The following is an 18697-nucleotide window of genomic DNA, read 5'->3' on the forward strand; positions in this document are numbered from 1 at the left end:
GATGCGCGCCCTGAACGTGAAGCTCCTGCGGGACCTGTGGTCCATGAAAGGTCAGATGGCGGCCGTGGCCCTGGTCATGTCCTGCGGCCTCATGGTCATGATCATGGCCCGCGGACTGGTCATGTCCCTGGAGACAGCCCGGGACGAATACTACGCCTCTCACCGCCTGGCCCACGTCTTCTGCGACCTCAAGCGCGCCCCCAACGCCCTGAAGGCGCGCCTGCAGGAGATCGACGGCGTGGCGGCCCTGGAGACGCGCGTCAGGGGCACCCTGACCCTCGACCTGCCGGGCCTGCGAGAACCGGCCGACGGCCTGATCCTGTCCCTGCCCGACGGCCGGCAGACCGAGGTCAACCGCCTGCACCTGCGCCAGGGCCGCCTGCCCGAGCCCTACAGCCCGGACGAGGTCGTGGTCAGCGAGCCCTTCGCCAAGACCCACGGCTTCGTGCCCGGCCACACCCTGGAGGCGACCATGTACGGGGCACGCACGAGCCTGCGCATCGTCGGCATCGGCATGTCGCCCGAATACGTCTACGAGACGCGGCCCGGCGAGACCGTGCCCGACAACCTCCGCTACGGGATCTTCTGGATGAGCGAGGGCGCCCTGGCCGACGCCTTCGCCCTGAGCGGCGCCTTCAACAGCGTCGTCCTGACCCTGGCGCCCGGGGCCGAAACCGGCCCCGTGAAGAAAACCCTGGACCGCATCCTGGCCCCCTACGGCGCCCTCGTGGCCTTCGACCGCTCCGAGCACGTCTCGACCAAGCTCATCGACGACCGCATCGCCATGCTCAAGGGCTTCGCCGTGGCCTTCCCCGTCATCTTCCTGTCCATCGCGGCCTTCATGACCAGCGCGGCCCTGACCCGGCTGGTGCGGCTGCAGCGCGAGCAGATCGCCCAGCTCAAGGCCTTCGGCTACTCCTCGGCGGACGTGGGGCTGCACTACTTCCAGTTCGCCCTGGCGGCCGTGGTGGCGGCCACCCTGCTGGGCTCCGTGATCGGCCTGTGGCTGGGCGACAACCTGGTGGGGATCTACCGGAAGTTCTTCCAGTTCCCGAACCTGGTCTTCCGCCCCGACTGGTGGGCCCTGGGCCTGGCCCTGGGCGCCAGCGCCGGGGCGTCCTTCCTGGGCGTGCTGGGGGCCGTGCGGCAGGCCGTGAGCCTGCCCCCGGCCGAGGCCATGCGGCCCGAGCCGCCGGCGCGCTTCGAGCCGTCGTTCCTTGAGCGCATGGGGCTCATGCGCCTGCTCTCGCCCATGCAGCGCATGGCCCTGCGCAACCTGGAGCGCAGGCCCTGGCAGGCCTTCTTCACGGCCTTCGGCCTGGCCATGGCCACGGCCATCCCCATCGTGCCCGGCGCCATGGGCGACGGCATCGACTACCTCATGGACTTCCAGTGGCGCCTGGCCCAGCGCCAGGACGCCACCGTGACCCTCATCGAACCCGGCTCCCCCGCCGCCCTGCACGCCCTGGCGGCCATGCCCGGCGTGCTGCACGCCGAGCCCTTCCGCGTGGTCCAGGGGCGCATCGTGAACGGCCTGCGGGAGCGCCGCGTGGGCCTGACGGGCCGCCCCCCCGACGCGCGCCTGAACCTGCTGCTGGACGACAGGGGGCGGGCCGTGGACCTGCCCCTGTCCGGCCTGCTGCTGTCCGAGAAGCTGGCCGAGGTACTGGAACTCTCCCCCGGCGACCCCGTGCGCATCGAGGTCCAGGAAGGCCGCCGCCCGGTGCTCGAAACCTTCGTGGCCGGGACCATCACGGACTTCGCCGGGGTCGGGGCCTACATGGACCTCCACGCCCTGGGCAGGCTCATGGGCGAGGAGCGCGTCGTCAGCGGGGCCCACGTGGTCCTCGACAACCTCCGCCGCGACGACTTCCTGCGCGAGGTCGCCGACACCCCGGCCATCGCCTCGGCCGTCTTCACGTCCTCGGCCCGCGAGAGCTTCCGGTCGGCCATGGGCGACATGATGGGCGTGGTGCAGGGCGTCTATTTCACCTTCGCCGTCATCGTGTCCTGCGGCGTGGTCTACAACGGGGCGCGCATCGCCCTGTCCGAGCGCACCCGCGACCTGGCCACCCTGCGCGTGCTGGGCTTCTCCGAGGCCGAGACCACGGTCATCCTGCTCTCGGAGCTGGCCGTCCTGACCCTGGCGGCCCTGCTGCCGGGGCTGTGGATCGGCGGGGAGCTGGCCCGCGTCCTGGTCATGACGGCCAACACCGAGTCTGTGCGCATGCCCCTGGTGCTGACGGACAGGGCCTACGCCACGGCCGTGCTCATCGTCCTGTCGTCCTCCCTGGCGTCATTCCTGGTGGTCGGGCGCCGCATCCGGAACCTGCAACTCCTCTCCGTACTGAAGGCTCCCGAATGAACACCGCACGCAAGCGCCGCCCGTGGCGCACGCTCTTCATCACCCTGTTCTGCCTCGCGCTGGCCGCAGCCCTCGCGGCGGGGCTCTGGCCCAAGCCCATGCCGGTGCAGACGACCGCCGTGGCCCGCGGACCCATGGCCGTGACCGTGACCGAGGAAGGCAAGACGCGCATCCGCAGCCGCTATGTGGTCTTCCCGCCCATGGCGGGCTTCCTGCAGCGCGTGGCCCTGCGCGCCGGCGCGCCCATCGAGGCGGGCAAGACGGTCCTGGCGGTGCTGACGCCCGAACCGTCGACCTTCCTGACACCCCGCACCCGGGCCGAAGCCCAGGCCAGGCTCCAGGCGGCCGAGGCGGCCGTGCAGGCCAGGCGGGCCGAGCGGGAGCGGGTGCGCACGAGCCTCGGGCTGGCGCGCACGGACCTCTCGCGTCTCGACGCCCTGCTGGCCGACGGCGCCGTGGCCAGACAGGACTGGGACCGGGCCGAAAACCAGGTCCGCGTCCTGGAGCGGGAGTTGCAGACGGCCTCCTTCGCCCTGCAGGTGGCCGTGCACGAGGCCGAAGCGGCCCGGGCGACCCTGAGCCGCGGCGACGTCTCGGGCAGGACCGAGGCCGTAACCATCCTGGCCCCGGTGGACGGGTACGTGCTGGCCGTCATGGAGGAGAACGCCCGCGCCGTGGCGCCGTCCACCCCCATCATGGAAGTCGGCGACCCGCGAGACCTGGAGATCGAGATCGAGCTGCTTTCCACGGACGCCGTGGCCGTGGCCCCCGGCGCCGAGGCCCTCATCGAGCACTGGGGCGGCGAAGGCGTTCTGCGCGCGCGGGTCACGACGGTGGAGCCCGGCGGTTTCACCAAGGTCTCGGCCATCGGCGTGGAGGAACAGCGGGTCAAGGTGCGGGCCGAACTAACGGGCGCCCTGCCCGACGGGGTCATGCTCGGCGACCGCTACGGCGTGCAGGCGCGCATCGTCACCTGGCGGGGAGAGGACGTGCCGCAGGTGCCGACGAGCGCCCTGTTCCGGCGCGGCGGGGAATGGATGGCCTTTGTGCTGGAAGGCGGCAAGGCGGCGGTGCGGACGGTGGGGATCGGACGCGAGAACGGCCTGTACGCCGAAGTGCGGGACGGGCTGAAGGAAGGAGAACGGGTCATCCTGCATCCGCCGGACACGCTTGCGGACGGGATGCGGGTGCGGGAGGAGGGGCTTTGATACCGGGCAACGGACGATAACCTGCGGAAAGCGCCCTTGAGGTGCGGATGGGGGCATGGATCCCCGCCTCCGCGGGGATGACGCGGTGGTTATGCGGTCATTCCGGGTACAAGTCGACACATGTCAGATGCTTGCCGTCCCAAACCCGATCTTTCTTCGATTACACCCAACGCTCGGTCCGAGCGGATCGATCTCCCCTTGCCTTTCCGCCATGCCGCCCAACACTCGATTTGAGCGGAACGGACATCCTTCTCGCATTTCCGTCACCCCGCCCAAAGCTCGGTCCGAGCGTGCCGGGCGGTCTCCGGCGAGGGCCGTCGACTGTTTGACCGATCCAGGCATCGTTTGCTTCCCGGCCGTGTCACGTTCGAAGCGCCACCCGACGACCAAAACTCAAGGCCGTGAAGCATTACGAGGCCGGAGAGGGAGTTTCGACGGCCCTCGCCGGAGACCGCCCGGCACGCGGCCGCACTGATACACCCCCCATCATGCCTCGACGCGGCGTCATCTACGCAATTCAGTAATCCATCATACTCAAATCGCCCAATATCACTCTTGGACCTTTCGCTTTACTGTCTCCCACCAAAACAATGTTCGGCGCCCCCGGCACGGGGGCAGGGCACTGCAACGCGGGAGGCTGAATCGATGGAGGTCTTGAATTCCTGGGGCACGCTTCGGAGTGTCGATAATCCGGACGAAGGTCTGCGGGAAGCACGGGGCAAAGGATGCGCGATCTGGCTGCTGCTGAATCCCGGCTGCCGCAAGGAGGCCCTGGCGCGACTGCACCTACGCCCAGACCAGCACGGTGCACCAGACGGGCGACCTGGATTACGTCCCCATTCCGCCGGCGGAAACGGCGACCGGCCATGACCCGGGGCCGAACAGACACACGTAGCTGCCCCGCCGTCAGCGGAAACCCCATGTCCTGTGCGCAGCGCTGCGCGCTGTGCGCCCTTGCCATCCTGACACTTCTTCTCGCCGGAGGTTGCAAAACCATGCAGCACACCACAACCAGCCAGCCCCCCCTGCCCGTGACCCTCTACCCCGTGGGGCGCTTCCTCTTCCCCGTGCCTCAGGGGTTGGAGTTCCAGGGCAGGAGCATCAAGATCAACCGCATGACCATCGAGGAAACGGACTGGGGCCGCGGGGACCGCGCACAACAGTTCCGGGACATGTGGGAACCGGTCCGCGACGAGGCCAGAAAGCACTACGACGTGTACAAGAACACGCCCGTCGTCCGCGGCGGGTTCGTCCAGGAGGACGTCAGCGAACACTTCGGCCACCCGGCCGTCCTGCTCTGCTACTCGGCCCAGAACGGCGCGCACTGGATCGACACGTTCGTGGCCATGCCGGACTGGATCCTACGCATCAAGGAGGAGACCGCCTATGAGATCGGCAAGGAATGCCTGGGCGATTTGAAAGGGACGACCCTGGACTTTTTCAGGCACTACCACACGGACAGGTCTAATCTTCCGGCGGACTTGTTTTGGACGGGGAGGGGGTGGATGCGGGGTATGAAGACGCGGTATGAAAGCATCGATGCCTACGCGTGGCGCGCAAAATCGGAAACTACACCGGAAATATCGCTGACTTTCAGGGCGTACACAAGCGCAACGCCTGATGAACCAGCCAAATCGATCACTTCGATTCGAAAAATACTCGATGGGAATAACATCGGTCTCAAACTCCTGCGTTCACGCCAACGCCCCTTCGAAGGCATGCCCGGCTTGGAAGAAGTCTTTATCCTTTCCGGGCATGAATGCGGCATACCAAAATCGACACTCTTTGCCGAGTGGGCCATCGAAACAGAAGCCAAAAATCCACAAAGACCTGCTCTCTACCTGGAGATGCTCTGCGACGCAGAAGCTCAGGACGATGCCCTGCGCATCTGGGACGCAGCCATAGATAATTTCACATCCATTCAGGCATGGCACGCCAAAATGAAAGGAGGAAGATAACATGCGCAACAGCACACCGAAAATACCCTACGACGATCCACTGCGCCACAGGAAAACACCTCGGGAAATGCTCAAGGAACCGATTTCAACAGAATGCGAGGCATGCAGGGACAATATCATCCAGGTTAGGCGCGACACCATCGCCGTCGTCTTCGTGCCCGGCATAATGGGGTCAAAACTCAATAAAGGTAATGTCCCCGTTTGGAATCCAGACGATCTCTCGTTCATGTTTGAAACGTACATGAAAGCGAAGCCCAAAAAGCGTTATAAACTCCTCATAGAAAAACCCTTAGCCGTCATGAACGAAATCAACAAGAAACACGCCGACTACCCCAAAGCCGAAGAACGCGGCTGGGGCTCAGTGGCCTGGAGCTTTTACGGGGACCTGCTGACCTCCATCCAGAACTGGGCCACTCCCCTCAAGGTGCTGCTGGATCTGCCCGTCTACGCCTTCGGCTACAACTGGCTGGAGTCGAACCGCGTATCGGGCGCGAAATTGCGCGCCTTCATCAGCACCATCCAGGCCGAAAAGGTCATCATCGTGACCCACTCCATGGGCGGCCTGGTCACACGCTGGGCCCTGGGCGGCGATGACGCCGGAGACATCGGTGACAAGGTCCTCGGCGTCATCCACGGTGCGCAGCCCGTACACGGCGCCCCGGTGGCCTACCGGCGCATGATCGCCGGGCAGGAAGTGGACGGCTTCTTCAACATCCTGGGCATGCTCGGCGCCAAGGTCCTTGGGCCAGACGGCCCGTCCATCACCGCCATCTTCCCCCACGCCGAGAGCGCCCTGGAGCTGCTGCCCAGCCAGCACTACCGCACCAACGACGGCAGGCGGGAATGGCTGCACGTCCAGGACCCATCCTCTCCGGACGGGCTTCACTCCTACCCCAAGGCCGACCCCTACCGGGAAATCTACGCCAGAAGCAGCCATCGCGACTTCTGGGGCATGATCCACGGCGACTGGTTCCAGCCGGACCCCCTGGAGGAAGGGGCTTTGGGCCGCGTCTTCCATGGCGAGGAGACAGAGGCGGATCCCGACTCCGAAATACGGGCCAGGATATTTCTGAACAGGCTGGAGACGGTCCGGAATTTCCACGCCACAATCGGCGACTACAGCCATCCCCGCACCATGCAGTTCTTCAGCAGCGGCGGCCAGGACACGTGTTCGGAAGTGAGCTGGCTGGCCAGGGACGTGACCCTGACCGTGAAGCACCGCCAGGACGACATGCGCGGGGACAGGGACCTGCGGGACAGGTACTACGCCCTGCGGCACATCTCGGGCATCCTGGAACGCAACCGGGGCAACTACAGCGAGGTCCGTTGGGTCGAGGCCGACGGATCCCACGGAAATACGGTGCCCTGGGACACGCCCTTTGCGGAACTGGACAGGGAAATCAGGGAAGGACGGCGGCTCATCCTGCTACGAGTGTCAGACTTCGGAGACACGGAACCGGGCATGGCCGACAAAGACATCTGTACTCTGGGCGACGGCACGGTCCCCCTCAGTTCGGCCACGGGCCTCCAGCCGGACTGCAACACCTGGGGCAACGCCACGTCCACCCTACCTTACTGGGATGGAGCCCATCGCTCCATGATCGCCACCGGCTGCCCCACGACAAACGAACATTCGGAATTCTTCGACAAGAGCGCCATCCAGGCCACCATCAACACCATCCACAACCTCTGTCTGGGCTGGCTCCGGGAAGAGCTCGACTGAAACGGGAAGCACTTGGAACAATTGTCCTCTCTTGCCTTTCCGCCATCCCGCCAAACGCTCGGTTCAAGCTTGTCGGGCGGTCTCCGACGAGGGCCGTCGACTGTTTGACCGAGCCAGGCTGCGTATTCCGATCCAAGCTGAACATGGATTCCGGAGCAAACTGAACACCGATTCCGCGGCAAACTGAACACGGAATCCATGGGAAACTGAACACCGATTCCGGAACAAACTGAACACCGGGTCGTGTTCGATCCCACGGGAAAAATTTCCTCAGCGGGTGCGGCGCTGGATAACTCGGGCATACTCCTTTTCAGGAGGTGCCCATGGCCAATTCGAGGTTATCCATGCGCAAGATCAAAGACGTCTTACGACTTCACTTTCAATCAGGGCTGACCGTGCGACAGATCGGTCAGAGCCTCAGCATTTCACACAACACCGCAATCGAGTATCTGCGTCGATCTCGGGCGGCCAATATAGGTTGGCCTTTGCCGCCCGGCTTGTCCGACTCGGATATTGAGAGCCTGCTCTTTCCGCCCCTGCCGCCGAGCACTGTGAAGCGGCCGGAGCCGAACTGGGCCGACGTCCACATAGAGCGCAAACGACGCTCTGTGACCCTGCTTCTGCTCTGGGAGGAGTACAAGGCAGAGCAACCCGACGGCTTGCAATACAGTTGCTTCTGCGACCGCTACCGCGCCTTCGTCAGCAAACTCAAGCCATCCATGCGCCAAATCCATCTGGCCGGGGAAAAGGCTTTCATTGACTACGCCGGCCAGACCCTTCCCATCCAGGACCCGTTCAGCGGCAAGGTTCGCGAGGCCCAGATCTTTGTGACCGTGCTTGGTGCCAGCAACTACACCTTTGCCGAGGCCACGTGGACGCAGGGCCTGCCGGACTGGATCGGCTCCCATGTCCGCGCCTTCACCTTTTTCGGCGGCGCCCCGCATCTGCTTGTCCCCGACAATCTGCGGTCGGGCGTCAACAAAGCCTGCCGCTACGAGCCCGACATCAATCCGACCTACGACGACATGGCTGCACACTACGGCTCGGCCGTCATCCCGGCCAGGGTGCGCAAGCCCAAGGACAAGGCCAAGGTTGAGGTCGGCGTGCAGATTGTGGAGCGTTGGATTCTGGCCAGACTGCGCAACCGGATCTTTCTGTCCCTGCACGAAGCCAACCTTGCCATCGCCGCCCTGGTAGCCGACCTCAACTCCCGACCGTTCAAAAAGCTGCCGGGCAGCCGAAGGGAGGCTTTCGAAACCCTCGACAAGCCAGCACTCCTCCCGCTGCCGTGCGCCCCTTACGTCTTTGCCGAGTGGAAGCAGGCCACGGTCAACATCGACTACCATGTCGAAGTGGACGGGCATTATTACTCCGTGCCGTGCAGCCTCATCAAAAAACGTGTCGACGTTCGGATCACGGCCACCAGCGTGGAATGCTTCCACAAGGGCCAGCGCGTGTCCGTGCATCCTAGGTCCATGCAGAAAGGACGGCATACGACCGTGATGGAACACATGCCCAAGAGCCACCAAGAATACGCGGGCTGGACCCCGGAGCGCATCATGGAATGGGCACGGAAGCTCGGCCCCAATGTCTTTGCGCTGGCCGAGGCCATCATAGACTCGCGCAAACATCCTGTGCAGGGCTACAGATCCTGCCTGGGCGTCATTGGGCTGGCCAAGGAGCACGGTCCCGAACGCCTGGACGCGGCCTGCGAACGGGCGCTGCATCTGGGCGCCCTTTCTCAGAAAAGCCTCAAGTCCATCCTCAAGACCGGACTGGACCGTCTGCCGTTGCCGATCCGCAACGCTGATCAGACCTCCATACACCACGACAACGTGCGCGGCCCGGAATACTATCGCAAGGAGGCCTCATGCTGAGTCACCCAACCACGCAGACTCTCAATGCCCTCGGCCTTGGCGGCATGGCCAGGGCTCTGGAGGAACAGCGGGCCATGCAGGGCATCGAAGAACTGTCCTTTGAAGAGCGCTTGGCGCTTCTCATCGACCGCGAAAAGATGCACCGCATGAACCGCCGTCTTACGACCAGACTGAAGAGGGCAAAGCTCAGGCACGCGGCCTGCTTCGAGGACATCGACCTCCACACTCCAAGGGGTCTCGACAAACCCTTGGTTATGGGCCTGGGCTCCTGCTCCTGGATCGGCAAGGGACACAACGTGCTCATCACTGGACCGACCGGCGTAGGGAAGAGCTTTCTGGCCTGCGCCCTGGCTCACAAGGCCTGTCTGGAAGGCTTCGACGCCCTGTACATGCGCTTGCCTCGGCTCATGGAGGATCTGCTGATCGCCAAAGCCGACGGCCGGTACGGAAAGCTCATGCGGTCCTTTGCCAAAACCCCTCTGCTCGTGCTCGACGACTGGGGGCTGGCTCCGATGACCCCAGCCGCATGCAGGGAACTGCTTGAACTGCTCGAAGACCGTCACGGAAGGCATTCGACCATCGTCACCAGCCAACTGCCCGTCGCGGCCTGGCACGACTACCTCGCTGACGCGACAATGGCCGACGCCATTCTCGACCGTCTCGTCCACAACGCCTACCAGCTCAACCTCAAAGGAGAATCCATGCGGAAGATGAAATCCATCATTGACCCCAACTGACCAGTTCCCATAGCGTTCCAAAACCAGCGTCGCTTCGCTTCGATTTCCTGGTCAGTTTCAGCCGGAACGCGTGTTCAGTTTGGCATGGAATCAGTGTTCAGTTTCTCCGGAATGCGCAGCCAGGCATGGTTTGCTTCCCGGGCGTGTCACGTTCGAAGCGCCACCCAATGACCAAAACTCAAGGCCGGGAAGCATTGCGAGGGTCGATTTTGTTGCCGCCAGCCTGGTCAACGTGGTGACGTCATCGCCCTACTCATGTGTCATCCCCGCGAAGGCGGGGATGACACCGAGATGCTCGCGGTTCTAACCGCCATCACGAAGAACATGCCCTCGTTTCCCGTTCCTACAGCCCGTGTACGAGCACCCGCTCCCCGTCCATGCCCGGATCTTCACAGCATTCAACGCCGCAGCGCGACCACTTACGCAATTGCGTCTTCCACTATACTGAAATCGCCCAATATCACACCCGGTCCTTCCATAATACCGTCTTCCTCCAAGTGAATTTTGACGCCTGCGAACGGAGGCAGAACACTGCACACGGGAGACTGAATCGATGGAGGTCATGAATCTCTGCGGCACGCAACGGCGTGTTGAAGGTCCAGACGCACCGCTGCGGGAAGCCCGGGACAAAGGATGCGTGATCTGGCTAATGCTGGACCCTCCGTGTCACCAGGATGCCCTGGCACGCCTGTACGAGTTGGAATCCGGCGCGGAAAAAACCATCCTACTACACCTACACCCAGACCACGACGGTGCACCAGACGGACGCCCTCGACTACATCCCCATACTGCCGCGCGGAAAAGGCGGCCGGCCATAACCCGGTGCCTAACAGACACCCACGGCGGCCCCGCCGTCAGTGGAAACCCCATCTCCCGTGCACAGAGTTGCGCGCTGTGCGTCTTTGCCATCCTGACACTTCTTCTCGCCGGAGGTTGCAAAACCATGCAGCACACCACAACCAGCCAGCCCCCCCTGCCCGTGACCCTCTACCCCGTGGGGCGCTTCCTCTTCCCCGTGCCTCAGGGGCTGGAGTTCCAGGGCAGGATCATAAACATCAACGATATGTCCATCGAAGAAACGGACTGGAACTCCGGGGACCGCGCACAGCAGTTCCGGGACATGTGGGAACCGGTCCGCGACGAGGCCAGGAAGCACTACGACGTGTACAAGAACACGCCCGTCGTCCGGGGCGGGTTCGTCCAGGAGGACGTCAGCGAACACTTCGGCCACCCGGCCGTCCTGCTCTGCTACTCGGCCCAGAACGGCGCGCACTGGGTCGACACGTTCGTGGCCATGCCGGACTGGATTCTGCGCATCAAGGAGGAAACAGCCTATGAGATTGGCAAGGAATGCCTGGGCGACCTGAAAGGGACGACCCTGGACTTCTTCAGGCACTACCACACGGACAGATCAGCCCTCCCGGCGGACTTGTTTTGGACGGGGAGAGGCTGGATGCGGGGGATGAAGACATGGGATGAGAGCGTCGATGCCTACGCACTGCGCACAAAAACTGAAGCTACACCGGAAATATCGCTGAGCCTCATGGCGTTCACGATCTTCAGACCAGATGAACCAGCCAAATCGATCGCCGCGATCCGAAAAATTATCAAAGCCCACGGAGCAGACCTAAAAATCCTGCGTTCACGCCAACTCTTCTTCGCCGGCAGGCCCGGCCTGGAGGAAGCGTTTGTCCTCTCCCCGAAGGAAAGTGGCGCACATGAAACGGAATTCTCGGGCAAATGGACGATCGAAGGGGTACCCAGGAATCCAGAACGGCCGAGAATTGTCATAAGAATGGAATGCAAGACAGATGATCACAGGGAAGCCCTGCGCATTTGGGATGCAGTCCTCGAAAATTTCACATCCATTGAGGCATGGCACGCCAAGATGAAAGGAGGAAGATAATGCATAACAAACCGAAAATACCCTACGACGATCCCCTGCGGCACAGAAAGACCCCGCGAGAAATGCTCAAGGAGCCTATTTGCACAGAATGCGAGGCCTGCCGGGACAACATCATCCAGGTCCGGCGCGACACCATTGCCGTCATCTTCGTGCCCGGCATCATGGGCTCAAAGCTGAAGAACCAAAAAAATGCTCCCATCTGGAACCCGGAAGATCCGTTCTTCATGAGCAAACTGTTCATGGGAGCAACGCCTGAAGATCGCTACAACCTTCTCATCAAAAATAAACCAAGCCTCATGAATGAAATCACCAAGGATCACGCCAACTACCCCAAAGCCAAAGAACGCGGCTGGGGCGGCGTGGCCTGGAGCTTTTACGGCGACCTGCTCACCTCCATCCAGGACTGGGCAACGCCCCTCAAGGTGCTGCTGGACCTGCCCGTCCACGCCTTCGGCTACAACTGGCTGGAGTCGAACCGCGTGTCCGGCGCGAAACTGCGCGAATTCATCCGCACCATCAAGGGCGAAAAGGTCATCCTCGTCACCCACTCCATGGGCGGTCTGGTCACCCGCTGGGCCCTGGGCGGCGATGACGCCGGGGACGTCGCCGACAAGGTCCTCGGCGTCATTCACGGCGCGCAGCCCGTGCACGGCGCGCCGGTGGCCTACCGGCGCATGATCGCCGGGCAGGAGGTGGACGGCTTCTTCGATGTGCTGGGCATGCTCGGCGCCAAGGTTCTCGGGCCCGACGGTCCCTCCATCACCGCCATTTTCCCCCACGCCGAGAGCGCCCTGGAGCTCCTGCCCAGCCAGCACTACCGCACCAACGACGGCAGGAGGGAGTGGCTGCACGTCCAGGACCCAGGCTCGCCGGACGGGCTGCAGTCCTACCCCAAGGCCGATCCTTACACGGAAATCTACGCCAGAAGCAGCCATCGCGACTTCTGGGGCATGATCCACGGCGTCTGGTTTCAGCCGGAACCCCTGGAGGAACAGGCCCTCGACAGCGTATTCCATGGCCAGGAGACAGAGGCTGATCCCGGATCGGAAAAACGGGCCAGGATATTTCTGAACAGGCTGGAGGCGGTCCGAAATTTCCATGCGGCAATCGGGAATTACAGCCACCCACGCACCATGCAACTCTTTAGCAGCGGACGCCACGACACGTGTTCGGAAGTGAGCTGGCTGGCCCGGGACGTGACCCTGACCGTGAAGCACCGCCAGGACGACATGCGCGGGGACAGGGACCTGCGGGACAGGTACTACGCCCTGCGGCACATCTCGGGCATCCTGGAACGAAGCCGGGGCAACTACAGCGAGGTCCGTTGGGTCGAGGCCGACGGCACCCATGGCCCGGCAGTCCCCTGGGATACGCCCTTTGCGGAGTTGGATCGTGGGATCAAGGAAGGAAAACGGCTGTTCCTGCTGCGTGTGTCGGGGTTCGGCGACACCGGGCCGGGCATGGCCGACACATGCAACCTGGGCGACGGCACGGTGCCGCTCAGTTCGGCGACCGGCCTCCAGCCGGATTGCACCACCTGGGGCAAAGCATCGCACACCCTTCCGTTCTGGCAAAACGCTTGGCACTGCATGATCGCCACCGGCTGTCCCACAAACGCGAAACATTCGGGATTCTTCGACCAGAGTTCCATCCAGGCCACCATCAACACCATCCACAACCTCTGTCTGGGATGGCTGCGGGAAGAGTACGACTGAAACGGGCGGCGGAACAGCTCTCTCCCCTTGCTCTTCCGCCATCCCGCTCAAAGCTCGCTCCAAGCGGATCGATATTCCCTTGCCTTTCCGTCACCCCGCCCAAAGCTGGGTCCGAGCGGATCGATCTCCACTTGCCTTTCCACCATCCCGCCCTACGCTCGGTCCGAGCGTGCCGGGCGGTCTCCGGCGAGGGCCGTCGACTGTTTGACCGATCCAGGCATCGTTTGCTTCCCGGCCGTGTCACGTTCGAAGCGCCGACCAATGACCAAAACTCAAGGCCGGGAAGCATTACGAGGCCGGCGAGGGAGTTTCGACGGCCATCGCCGGAGACCGTCCGGCACGCGGCCGCGCTGATACAAATCTACAGCCCGTGCACAAACACCCTCTCCCCGTCCCCCAGCCCCCGGGCCAGGTCCGCCACGTAGGCCTGATGGGTGAAGAGGATGACCTGGGTGCGGTCGGCCATCTCGGCCAAAGCCTTCAGGGTCGCCTCGCTTCTGACTTCATCGAAGTTGATGAGGATGTCGTCGACGATGAAGGGCATGGGCTCGGCGGTCCGTGCGCGCCAGGAGAGGCTCGCCAGTCGCAGGGACAGGTAGAGCTGGTCGCGGGTGCCGGAGCTCATGCCATCGACCCGGACCCGCTCGCCGCCGGGCCGCAGGCCCAGGATGACGGGCCGGTCGCTCTCGTCGATGTCAGCCTGCAGACCGATGAAGGACGAGAGGGTCAGGTCGCGGAAGAGATCCGAGGCCATGGACAGAAGCGGCCCCTGGTTGGCGGAGCGGTAGCGTTCGATCTCGGCGCGCAGCACCCCCGAGGCGACCTTGAGGCGGATGTAACGCCCCGTCAGGCGCGAAATCGTCGCCAGGACCTCCTGCATCTCCTCGGCCACGCGGGCCGCGGCGTCGCAGCCGTCCATGCGCGCCAGTTCGTTCTTCTCCCGCCCGATGACCTCGGCCAGTTCCTGCAGCCGCGGCTCGACCTGTTCCCGCAGCTCCAGGCGCAGTTCGGCCAGACGTCCGGGCAGGGCGTCGGAGTCGTGCTCGCGCGCCAATGACTCCAGATCATCGAGGCTTCCGCCCTCGGCCATGCCGGCCAGGTCGGCCTCGACCTTGTCCGCTTCACCGCGCAGCTGGGACCAGGCGGCGAACCGCCGTTCGGCCTCGGTCATGCCTTCGTCGTCATCGACGCGCGCCTCGGCCCGCAGGGCGGCCAGCCCTTCCCCGACCACAGCCATGTCTTCGGACAGGGAGCGGATTTCCCGTTCCGCCTGGGCCGCGTCTTCCTCCAGCCGAGCCCGCACGGTCTGCTCCCGCACCGCCTGGGCCAAGAGGGCCTTGAGGCGGCCCACGGCCAAGGCGGCGTCGTGATCCGCGGCGACCGGGTCCACGAGGCCGCAGACGCCGCGCACGTCGTCCTCGAAGGTCCGCGCGTCGCGGTCGATGCCAGCGATGCGCTTGCGCAGCACATCCTCCTCGTCGAGCTTGGCCAGACACTCCTGGACCGTTTCCACGTAGTCGGCGGCCTCCTCGGGCGATGCGCCGCCGGGCAGGCCCAGGAAAGCCACGGCCTCGGCCCAGGCTTCCCGCCACTCGTCGCCCTGCCTGCGGGCGGCGTCCGCGGCCACCTCGGCCTTGCCCACGGCAGACGACAGTTCGGCCACGGCCCGCGCCAGGGTTTCGCGCCTGACACGGCCCGCACCCAGCGCGTCGGCCAAGGCCTCGGCCCGGCGCAAGGCCGGGGACAGCTCCTCTCCGGTCCGGTCCGCGGCCTCGCCCAGGGCCTCAAGCTCGCGCAGCAACAGCTCGCGCAGCTCCGCGCGCCGCGCCTGGCGTACGGCCAGTTCGGAGCGAGCCCGGTCCAGTTCCTCGACCTTGCGGCCGAGGTCGTCGAAATTCGCGCGCCAGGCCCGCATCTCGCGCGGGCCCAGAGGCTCTATGCCGCACGGCGACCACTGCTCACGCCAACGGGCCAGGAGGGCCTCGCGTTCGGCCAGTTCCGCGGCGATGGCGGCCCGCAGCCCGTCCAGCACGGACCCGGCGGACTCAATGCCGGCCAGGAACTGGGCGTGCTTCTGGACCCGGTCGGCCTCCCGGTACATGCGGTCGGCCGTCTGATCGGCCTTGACCACCCACTGTTCGTAGGCTTCGGGCAAAGACCCGTCCTCGGCGTAGAGACAGCTTTCGGCCGTGATGTCCTCGCCGCCCAGCCATTGCCGCCGCAAAAGGCCCCACCCCTCCTCACGCCTGGCCCGGCAGTCGGCCAGATCGGCCTCGGACGGGACCACGGCGGCGTGCTCGATGGCCCGCAATTCGCGATCCAGGGACTCCAGATTCTGGACGGCGCGCTCCTCTTCCTGACGGAGGCGGCGCAGCTCCTCGTCCCGGCGCTGCAGGGCCGCCTCGAATTCGTTGACGGTCTCGGGCAGGGGCAGGCGCAGGGACGGCACGGCTTCGAGGCTCCCCCGCCACAGCCCCAGACGCTCCAGCGAGGCCAGACAGACGCCGCGCAGCCTCTGCCCGTCGGCCACGCGCTGACGCAGTTCCTCGTCCAGATCGCCAGCCTTGCGCGCGGCCCCGATGGCCAGCGCCAGCGCCGAGCCGTCGGCCTCCCGGCCCAGGGCGGACAGCTCGGCCTTTCGGCTTTCCAGGTCCCGCTGCAGTTCGGCCAGGTGCGTCCCGGCCTGCCGCACGCCCTGGAACACGGCCTCGTGACGCTGGGCCAAGGTCTGGACGGTTCTGCGCTTGGCCAGACCTGGGCGCAGGGTCTCGGCCCGTTCCACGTCCAGTTCGGGCCTGATGCGGCGCAGCAGGTGCGCTGCCTCGATCTTGAAAGTACTGCGCCGACCGTCGAGACCGGGGCGGTCCTCTAGGCCCTTGCGGTACGCGCCCAGACGCTGATGCAGGTTCTCGATGTCCTCGGCATGGTCGATGACGATCCTCTCGGCGCCCAGGGCGGCCATGCGCTCAACGGTCTCCCGTCGCCGCGCCTCGGCCGCCTCCAGCCGCACGCGCAGGGTCCGGCCCTTGTCTTCCAGTGCGCGCCGACGCAGGCCGAAATCCTCGGCCAGGGCAAAAACCTCACCCATCTCCTGAAGTTTTTCCAAAAGCATCCGACGCCGACTCAGGAAGGGCAGGGCCCGCTGCAGCCGTTCCAGACGGTTCGTCTCGCGGCTCAGTTCCTGGCGGCGGGCGGACAGGGCGGTCACCTCCCCTTCGGCCTCGGCCAGGGCCTGGCTGTGCCGCTGCCACTCGTGCCCGGCCAGGCTGGCGGACCGCAGCTGCGAATGCAGCTCCTTGTGGCGCGCCAGAGCGGCCGTCAAAGCCTTTGTCGAGGCGCGGGGCTTGAACAGGTCGTCGGCCTCGTCCTCCAGCCCCTTGAGCACGGACCGCAGGGAGGCGAAGCCTGCCCCGGCGGCGAACAGGGCCTGCCCCACCTCGCCTTCCTGGTCCAGGATGCCCTGGCCGCCGCGGACCAGGGTCTCGTGGTCGATGCCGTACATAGCGGAGAACATGTCCTGCCCCACGCCGTGCAGAAAAGGCGTCAGCGCGTCGGCCCCGAGGGAGCCGTCGGACTCGTCGAAAAGGTCGTTCTTGGCCTTCTTGCGCCGACGGAAGGAAAGAGCCAGGCCGTCGTCGCGGCGCAGGCGCCCGCCCACCAGCAACTGGTCGTAGGCGTGCAGGAAATTGTCGCCCGTGCGCGTCGGGAAGCCGAAGAGCAGGGCCTGCAGGCCGCGCAGGGCGCTCGACTTGCCGGCCTCGTTGGGGCCGTGCACCACGTGCAGGCCGGGAAGATTCGAGTCGAAAAGAAGGACCCGGCCGGTGAAGGGGCCGAAGGCCGCGAGTTCCAGGCGCTCAATCCGCATGGCGTCCCTCCTGCAACCGGGCCATGAGCAGTTCCCGGACCTCGTCGCGAAGCGAGGCCATCCCCTCCTCGTCCGGGTGGAACGGGTCCTCGGCTGCCAGCAGTTCGGCCGGAAGGCGGCCTCTCAAATTCTCGAACTCCGGCGCCAGGCCAAGGAGCGACCCATCGAGTTCCAGTGAGGCCACAGCCTGCTCCAGGCCGGCCAGGGGCGAATCCTCATCGGGCAGGTCGGGGACCGTCGGCCGGGTGGCCACCTCCAACTTCTCCAGCCACACGTCGCCCAGGTCCGCGGCCAGGGCCCGCAACTCCTCGCGCAGGAGCCCCCGGTCGCGGTGCAGGCCTGCGTGCAGATCCGTTCGCCCTTCCAGGGTTACCCGCACGGCCAGGGGACGACCGTCCGTTTCCCGGCGCCGCGCGTCCAGGGTCTCGCGCACCCGGTCACGCACACCGTCGGAACCCGCGCAACCCGTCAGGTCAACACGGCAAACCTCGAAACGCAGCACGTCGATATCGCGGAACTCCACGCCTGTGACGCGCCCGGACTCGACGGTGACCACGGCGCAGCCCTTGGGCCCGGTCTCGCGGATGTGCCGGCCCTGGATGTTGCCGGGGAAGACGATCCACGGGTCGCGGCCGACCACCTCGCGACGGTGGACGTGCCCCAGGGCCCAGTAGTCGTAGCCCCGGGAGGCCAGGCCCTCGACGGTGCAGGGTGCGTAGTTCTCATGGTTCGGCCGCCCCGTCAGGCTCGTGTGCAAGAGGCCGATGTTGCACATGCCCGGCACGGCATGTGGGTAGTCCCGGCTCAGGTCCTCGGACACGACGCGGCCGCCGAAGCTCTGGCCGTGCACGGCCGCGCCCAGGTCGTCGAGGGTGACGGTGGCCGGTTTGCGGTGCGGGAAGAGGGTCACGTTGTCCGGAAGGCGCAGGGTGCGGGTCAGCTGGCTCGCGGCGTCGTGGTTTCCCGAAACCAGCAGCACCCGGATGCCCGCTTCGCGCAGGCGCCCCATGCGGTGGGTGAAGTAGAGACCCGTGTTGTAGTCCTTCCAGTCGCCGTCGAAGAGGTCGCCGGCCAGGAGGACGAAGGCCGCCCCCTCATCGATGGCCAGGTCGACCAGGTTGTCGAAGGCCCGCCTGGCGGCCCCGCGGATCTGCTCCACCGGGGCGTCGGGATAGGATTCGAGGCCCCGCAGGGGGCTGTCGAGATGGATGTCGGCGGCGTGGACAAAGCGGAACATGAAATCTCCGGTTTGCGGTTGCGGTTCGTCGTGCCGGTGCTTCATGCACCGGGGGCCTGTCCGGAGTGCCGTTCGAAACCTCCTCCCGGTCGCGACCGGCCGCAGG

The 18697-nt window shown here is 65.3% G+C and carries 10 protein-coding genes; 8 read left to right on the forward strand and 2 right to left on the reverse strand.

The features are described from left to right. Position 1: 1 nt before the first annotated feature. From ACYQ3G_RS12630 to ACYQ3G_RS12665, 8 genes are all read left to right on the forward strand, one after another. On the forward strand, positions 2–2365 hold the full coding sequence (locus ACYQ3G_RS12630) for an ABC transporter permease (protein WP_459826161.1): 2364 nt from the start codon (positions 2–4) through the stop codon (positions 2363–2365). After that, a complete protein-coding gene (locus tag ACYQ3G_RS12635) occupies positions 2362–3573 on the forward strand; it encodes an efflux RND transporter periplasmic adaptor subunit (protein WP_459826162.1) in 1212 nt (403 codons plus the stop codon). The genes ACYQ3G_RS12630 and ACYQ3G_RS12635 overlap by 4 nt, the downstream gene beginning before the upstream one ends. A 1115-nt stretch (positions 3574–4688) precedes the next feature. Then, positions 4689–5531, forward strand: coding sequence for a hypothetical protein (locus tag ACYQ3G_RS12640; RefSeq protein WP_459826163.1), 843 nt, complete (start codon positions 4689–4691; stop codon positions 5529–5531). A 298-nt stretch (positions 5532–5829) separates the two neighbouring features. Further along, positions 5830–7254 carry an alpha/beta hydrolase gene (locus tag ACYQ3G_RS12645; RefSeq protein ID WP_459826164.1) on the forward strand — a complete coding sequence of 475 codons (1425 nt, stop codon included), beginning with the start codon at positions 5830–5832 and terminating at the stop codon, positions 7252–7254. Positions 7255–7598: 344 nt separating this feature from the next. Beyond that, on the forward strand, positions 7599–9131 hold the full coding sequence (gene istA, locus ACYQ3G_RS12650) for an IS21 family transposase (protein WP_459822249.1): 1533 nt from the start codon (positions 7599–7601) through the stop codon (positions 9129–9131). After that, positions 9125–9868 carry an IS21-like element helper ATPase IstB gene (istB, locus tag ACYQ3G_RS12655; protein ID WP_459822251.1) on the forward strand — a complete coding sequence of 248 codons (744 nt, stop codon included), beginning with the start codon at positions 9125–9127 and terminating at the stop codon, positions 9866–9868. Before istA ends, istB begins: the two co-directional genes overlap by 7 nt. A gap of 943 nt (positions 9869–10811) precedes the next feature. After that, a complete protein-coding gene (locus ACYQ3G_RS12660) occupies positions 10812–11774 on the forward strand; it encodes a hypothetical protein (protein ID WP_459826165.1) in 963 nt (320 codons plus the stop codon). Further along, entirely contained in the window at positions 11774–13489 is a 1716-nt protein-coding gene (locus tag ACYQ3G_RS12665) for an alpha/beta hydrolase (protein WP_459826166.1), read from the forward strand. The genes ACYQ3G_RS12660 and ACYQ3G_RS12665 overlap by 1 nt, the downstream gene beginning before the upstream one ends. Before the next feature lie 361 nt (positions 13490–13850). Here the strand turns inward: ACYQ3G_RS12665 and ACYQ3G_RS12670 are convergent, their stop codons facing one another. After that, positions 13851–17354 (reverse strand): ATP-binding protein, encoded by a 3504-nt coding sequence (locus tag ACYQ3G_RS12670; protein WP_459826167.1) that lies wholly within the window; start codon positions 17352–17354, stop codon positions 13851–13853. Then, complete coding sequence (locus tag ACYQ3G_RS12675) at positions 17344–18591, reverse strand: metallophosphoesterase family protein (RefSeq protein ID WP_459826168.1); 1248 nt, start codon at positions 18589–18591, stop codon at positions 17344–17346. Before ACYQ3G_RS12675 ends, ACYQ3G_RS12670 begins: the two co-directional genes overlap by 11 nt. Between the last annotated feature and the right edge of the window lie 106 nt (positions 18592–18697).

This window comes from Desulfomicrobium salsuginis (genome assembly GCF_054657795.1).

What these genes read in the sequence shown, in the direction of transcription:
- ACYQ3G_RS12645 (WP_459826164.1), top strand. Translation starts at nt 5,830, where the DNA reads ATGAACGAAATCAACAAGAAACACGCCGACTACCCCAAAGCCGAAGAA.
- istA (WP_459822249.1), top strand. Translation starts at nt 7,599, where the DNA reads ATGCGCAAGATCAAAGACGTCTTACGACTTCACTTTCAATCAGGGCTG.
- ACYQ3G_RS12635 (WP_459826162.1), top strand. Translation starts at nt 2,362, where the DNA reads ATGAACACCGCACGCAAGCGCCGCCCGTGGCGCACGCTCTTCATCACC.
- ACYQ3G_RS12640 (WP_459826163.1), top strand. Translation starts at nt 4,689, where the DNA reads ATGACCATCGAGGAAACGGACTGGGGCCGCGGGGACCGCGCACAACAG.
- ACYQ3G_RS12675 (WP_459826168.1), bottom strand. Translation starts at nt 18,591, where the DNA reads ATGTTCCGCTTTGTCCACGCCGCCGACATCCATCTCGACAGCCCCCTG.
- ACYQ3G_RS12665 (WP_459826166.1), top strand. Translation starts at nt 11,774, where the DNA reads ATGCATAACAAACCGAAAATACCCTACGACGATCCCCTGCGGCACAGA.
- ACYQ3G_RS12670 (WP_459826167.1), bottom strand. Translation starts at nt 17,354, where the DNA reads ATGCGGATTGAGCGCCTGGAACTCGCGGCCTTCGGCCCCTTCACCGGC.
- ACYQ3G_RS12630 (WP_459826161.1), top strand. Translation starts at nt 2, where the DNA reads ATGCGCGCCCTGAACGTGAAGCTCCTGCGGGACCTGTGGTCCATGAAA.
- istB (WP_459822251.1), top strand. Translation starts at nt 9,125, where the DNA reads ATGCTGAGTCACCCAACCACGCAGACTCTCAATGCCCTCGGCCTTGGC.
- ACYQ3G_RS12660 (WP_459826165.1), top strand. Translation starts at nt 10,812, where the DNA reads ATGCAGCACACCACAACCAGCCAGCCCCCCCTGCCCGTGACCCTCTAC.